Source organism: Roseinatronobacter ekhonensis, assembly GCF_900499075.1.
Classification (GTDB): Bacteria; Pseudomonadota; Alphaproteobacteria; order Rhodobacterales; family Rhodobacteraceae; genus Roseinatronobacter; species Roseinatronobacter ekhonensis.
In genome coordinates this window covers 1-3,984 of sequence record NZ_UIHC01000107.1, presented here as the reverse complement: position 1 = coordinate 3,984, position 3,984 = coordinate 1, and the positions used below count along the sequence as shown (strand labels likewise).

General features: G+C 61.0%; 5 protein-coding genes. 1 reads left to right on the top strand and 4 read right to left on the bottom strand.

The features are described from left to right. Positions 1–179: 179 nt before the first annotated feature. From ROE7235_RS18965 to ROE7235_RS18955, 3 genes are all read right to left on the bottom strand, one after another. Entirely contained in the window at positions 180–809 is a 630-nt protein-coding gene (locus ROE7235_RS18965) for a 50S ribosomal protein L25/general stress protein Ctc (RefSeq protein ID WP_121097491.1), read from the bottom strand. 169 nt (positions 810–978) lie between these two features. After that, on the bottom strand, positions 979–2,148 hold the full coding sequence (locus ROE7235_RS18960; protein WP_121097488.1) for an alpha-hydroxy acid oxidase: 1,170 nt from the start codon (positions 2,146–2,148) through the stop codon (positions 979–981). Between the two features lie 63 nt (positions 2,149–2,211). Further along, a complete protein-coding gene (locus tag ROE7235_RS18955) occupies positions 2,212–2,736 on the bottom strand; it encodes an SRPBCC family protein (RefSeq protein ID WP_121097485.1) in 525 nt (174 codons plus the stop codon). 147 nt (positions 2,737–2,883) lie between these two features. On the opposite strand from ROE7235_RS18955, the gene ROE7235_RS18950 reads away from it, so the two are divergent. Beyond that, on the top strand, positions 2,884–3,552 hold the full coding sequence (locus ROE7235_RS18950) for a GntR family transcriptional regulator (protein WP_121097482.1): 669 nt from the start codon (positions 2,884–2,886) through the stop codon (positions 3,550–3,552). Here ROE7235_RS18950 and ROE7235_RS18945 read toward each other — a convergent pair whose 3' ends face one another. Beyond that, positions 3,553–3,735 (bottom strand): hypothetical protein, encoded by a 183-nt coding sequence (locus ROE7235_RS18945; protein WP_121097480.1) that lies wholly within the window; start codon positions 3,733–3,735, stop codon positions 3,553–3,555. Between the last annotated feature and the right edge of the window lie 249 nt (positions 3,736–3,984).

Here is a 3,984-nt window from a genome sequence, read left to right as displayed (position 1 = left end):
GTTACAGATTGCCTCGCAGCATCACATCACAGGGTGGCCGGATGCTCCGGAATCAGTGGCCGGATAAAATCGGAATGGGTGGCCGGATACTTTCGGAATCACTGGCCGGATGACCCCGGAATACGCACGGGGCACCCGATTTGGGTGCCCCGATCCGTCAGACTGTCAAAAGCCGCTGCTTATTCTTCGGCAGCTTCGGTTTCGGTCTCGCCCTCATCCGCATCATCGGCTGCCGCGAGTGCGCGCGGCGCTGCAATGTTGGCGATGACGAAATCACGGTCGATGGTGGGCTTGGTGCCTGCAGGCAGGTTGATCGCCGAAATGGTGATCGTGTCGCCGACCTTGTAGTCGGTCAGGTCGATTTCCAGCTTTTCGGGGATCTCGCCGGCCAGCACGTTCAGTTCCACTTCTGGGCGCACGACTGTCAGCGTGCCGCCGCGCTTGAGGCCGACGCATTTGTCGGCATTCAGGAAATCAACATGGATGAACAGGTTGATCCGGCTGGTGCGGCGCAAGCGCATCAGGTCGACATGGGTCGGCAGGCCGTTGACCACGTCGCGCTGCACGGAACGGCAGATCACACGCACATCTTCATGACCGTCAAGCTTCAGGTTGAACAGTGTGGACATGAAGCGCCCGGCTTTCAGCTTGGCGATCAGGTAGTGGTAGTTAAAATTCACGGGCTGCGGGTCTACACCGCCGCCATAAACGATTCCGGGTACGAAATGCTCGCGACGAGCTTGACGGGCGGCCCCCTTGCCTGTCCCCGCACGTACCTGGGCTGTAAGATCCGGGATCTCTTTTGCCATGGTGTGTGTCCTTATCACATATGAAACGGCCCGCCTCCAAGGGTGCGGGCCGCGAGTAGGCTGGCTATAGGGGAGATTCGGGGCGAAGGGAAGGGGGCATGCTGCCCCCTCTTTCGCCTGCGGCTCAATTCACCCCCTGCGGATATTTGGGCAAGGGTGAAATACCCGTTTAAAGTGGCACGGTCGGGTCGCCAAAGCCCTGCGGGACATACAGGATATGCGGGCCGACATTGTGAATGTCGGTTTCGCCGCACAGCGCCATGGACACATCGAGTTCCTTGTGGATGAGTTCGAGCGATTTTGTCACGCCCGCTTCGCCCATTGCACCCAACCCGTATGTGAAGGCGCGGCCCACATAGGTGCCCTTCGCCCCAAGCGCCATGGCCTTCAGCACATCCTGACCAGAGCGGATGCCGCTGTCGAAATGCACTTCAATCCGGTCGCCGACTGCGTCGATGATCGCGGGCAATGCGCGGATGGAACTGACCGCGCCATCCAACTGGCGGCCACCATGGTTGGACACGATGATCGCATCGGCCCCGATATCGGCGGCGCGGCGGGCATCCTCGGCATCCATGATTCCCTTGACGATCAGCTTGCCGCCCCACCATTTCTTGAATTGGGCAATGCGGTCCCAGTCGAGCGACACGTCAAACGCTTCTGCCGTCCATGTCGAGAGCGACGACGGATCGCTGACACCCTTGGCATGGCCCACGATATTGCCGAAAAAACGGCGCTTAGTGCCCAGCATTCCCAAGCCCCATTGCACCTTGGTCATCATGTTGGCCACGGATTTCACGGTCAGCTTTGGCGGGGCGGACATGCCGTTTTTCAGATCCTTATGGCGTTGGCCCAGCACTTGCAGGTCGACCGTGACGACAATGGCCGAACACCCAGCCGCGCGGGCGCGGTCGAACAGGCGGCGCATGAAGTCGTCATCTTTCAGGGTGTAGACCTGAAACCAGAAAGGTTTTGAGGTGTTTTCGGCTACATCCTCGATCGAGCAGATGGACATGGTCGAAAGCGTGAAGGGCACGCCGAATTTCTCGGCGGCGCGGGCGGCTTTGATCTCGCCATCCGCCGTTTGCATGCCGGTCAGCCCGACAGGCGCCAGCGCAACAGGCATGGCGACATCTTCGCCGATCATGGTTGACCGGGTGGAACGGTTATCCATATCCACCGCCACGCGCTGTTTCAGCCGGATATGGCGGAAATCGGACGTATTCTCGCGGAAGGTCTGCTCCGTCCAACTACCGGATTCGGCATAATCGTAGAACATGCGCGGGGTTCGCCGTTCGTAGATCCGACGCAAATCTTCGATATTGGTGATGACAGGCATGGCGCTCTCCGCGTATTGGTAAGAAATCTTTACCGAAGCGCGAATATTAAAGCAAGCGCGCCGTCACGAGTTGAAGGTGCGCTTGAACCAGCCCTGTTTTTCGCCGTCGCTCGTGTCCGCCTCTGACGCGATATCCTCTAGCTTGGGCGGTTCCACTTTTTCCTGAAATCGTGTGAAGAAATCCTGCGCCATGCGCCGTGCGAACCCATCGACGATGCGGCTGCCAAGCTGTGCCAGTTTGCCGCCAACCTTGGCATCGACCACATAGCTTAGCTTGGTCGCGCCGCCGTCGGCATCTTCCAGTGCGACGCGCGCCTCTCCCTTGGCAAAGCCCGCGGCGCCACCTTTGCCTTCGCCCACCAGAGTGCAGCTTTCACCCTCGACCAGATCGGCCATGGTAACGGTGCCTTTGAACGTGGCTTTGACCGGGCCGACCTTTTGAACGACGACCGCTTCGAACCCGTCCTCGGCGGAGCCTGCAAGCTCTTGGCAGCCGGGCACGCAGGCTTTTAGAACCTCCGGATCGAACAATGCGGCCCAGACGGTGGCACGTGGTGCAGCGATAATGCGGTCTTCGGTCAGTTCCATGTTGATACTCCCCCTCGGATATCGCTGTACGATAGGCGATTTCGGGGGAGCGCGCGACCAAGGCTTTCGTCGCATGGCGCGTGGGGGCGGGCGTCGCGGGGCGGGCCCGTAATTGACCTTGCAGGCAAAATGTGATCACAGTTTGCCATGTCCGATATTCTAACCCGTTTGCCGATTGCACAGCCCGACGCCCCGGTTCAGGCGGCGCATGACAGGGTGTATCGGGGTTTGCGCCAGCAGGTCATGCATGGCGAGTTGCCGCCGGGCCATGCGCTGACACTGCGCGGCATTGGCAAGACGTTCGGGGTCAGCATGACGCCCGCGCGCGAAGCGGTGCGGCGGCTGTCGGCGGAAGGGGCGCTGAGCATTTCGGCATCTGGTCGTGTGACCACGCCGGAGTTGAGCAATGACCGGATTGAGGAGCTTGCGCAGATCCGCGCGCTGCTAGAGCCGGAACTGGGCAGCCGCGCATTGCGCCGCGCGCATCTGGCGCTGATCGACCGGATGGACGCGATCAACGAGGCCAATGCGCGCGCCGTCAATCTGCAAGACCCGATCGGCTACATTCGAACCAATCTCGAATTTCACCGCACGCTGTATCTGCGTGCGCAAAGCCCTGCAATCTTGGGGCTGCTTGAAACGGTCTGGCTGCAATTGGGGCCGACAATGCGGGTGCTGTACACGCGGCTGCGCCGGACCACGCCGCCCCCGCACCACCGGCATATGCTGGAAGCCTTGCGCGCAGGCGATGACGCGGCGCTGCGGCTGGCCATCCGCACGGATGTGACCCAAGGGTTGAAGCATTTGCAGGCCTAGTCAGCCTGCAACAGGGCCGAAACAGGCCGATAGCTGCGCGCGATGAAAGCCCACCGCGTCCGACACATCATGGCCAAGCGCCTGCGCTTTTTCAAAGAAGCCGCGTGCGGGCAGGCCACCCGTTGCACGCCCGACCACAAGCGCTGCGCGCAAGGGGCGGCCCACTGCCGTGTCCTGCACCATCAACGTCTCAAGTGCAGTGGTCAGCCGTGCAATGCGGCCCGGCCCATCCAGCCCAAGCTCGGCGGCCAGTTTGCCATAGGTAATGACGTCGCGTTGCGCGGCCAGCGTTGCCAGCCGCGCCTCTAGTGTTCCCCACCTGACACAGGATTCCCATTGAGGGCCTGATGTGCTATATTCGGGACATGAGACGCAATGACATTTGCCTTTACCTTGGCCCCGCCGACCGTGCTGAGCTTCAAGCTCTGATCA

What these genes read in the sequence shown, in the direction of transcription:
- ROE7235_RS18965 (WP_121097491.1), bottom strand. Translation starts at nt 809, where the DNA reads ATGGCAAAAGAGATCCCGGATCTTACAGCCCAGGTACGTGCGGGGACA.
- ROE7235_RS18960 (WP_121097488.1), bottom strand. Translation starts at nt 2,148, where the DNA reads ATGCCTGTCATCACCAATATCGAAGATTTGCGTCGGATCTACGAACGG.
- ROE7235_RS18955 (WP_121097485.1), bottom strand. Translation starts at nt 2,736, where the DNA reads ATGGAACTGACCGAAGACCGCATTATCGCTGCACCACGTGCCACCGTC.
- ROE7235_RS18950 (WP_121097482.1), top strand. Translation starts at nt 2,884, where the DNA reads ATGTCCGATATTCTAACCCGTTTGCCGATTGCACAGCCCGACGCCCCG.
- ROE7235_RS18945 (WP_121097480.1), bottom strand. Translation starts at nt 3,735, where the DNA reads ATGGTGCAGGACACGGCAGTGGGCCGCCCCTTGCGCGCAGCGCTTGTG.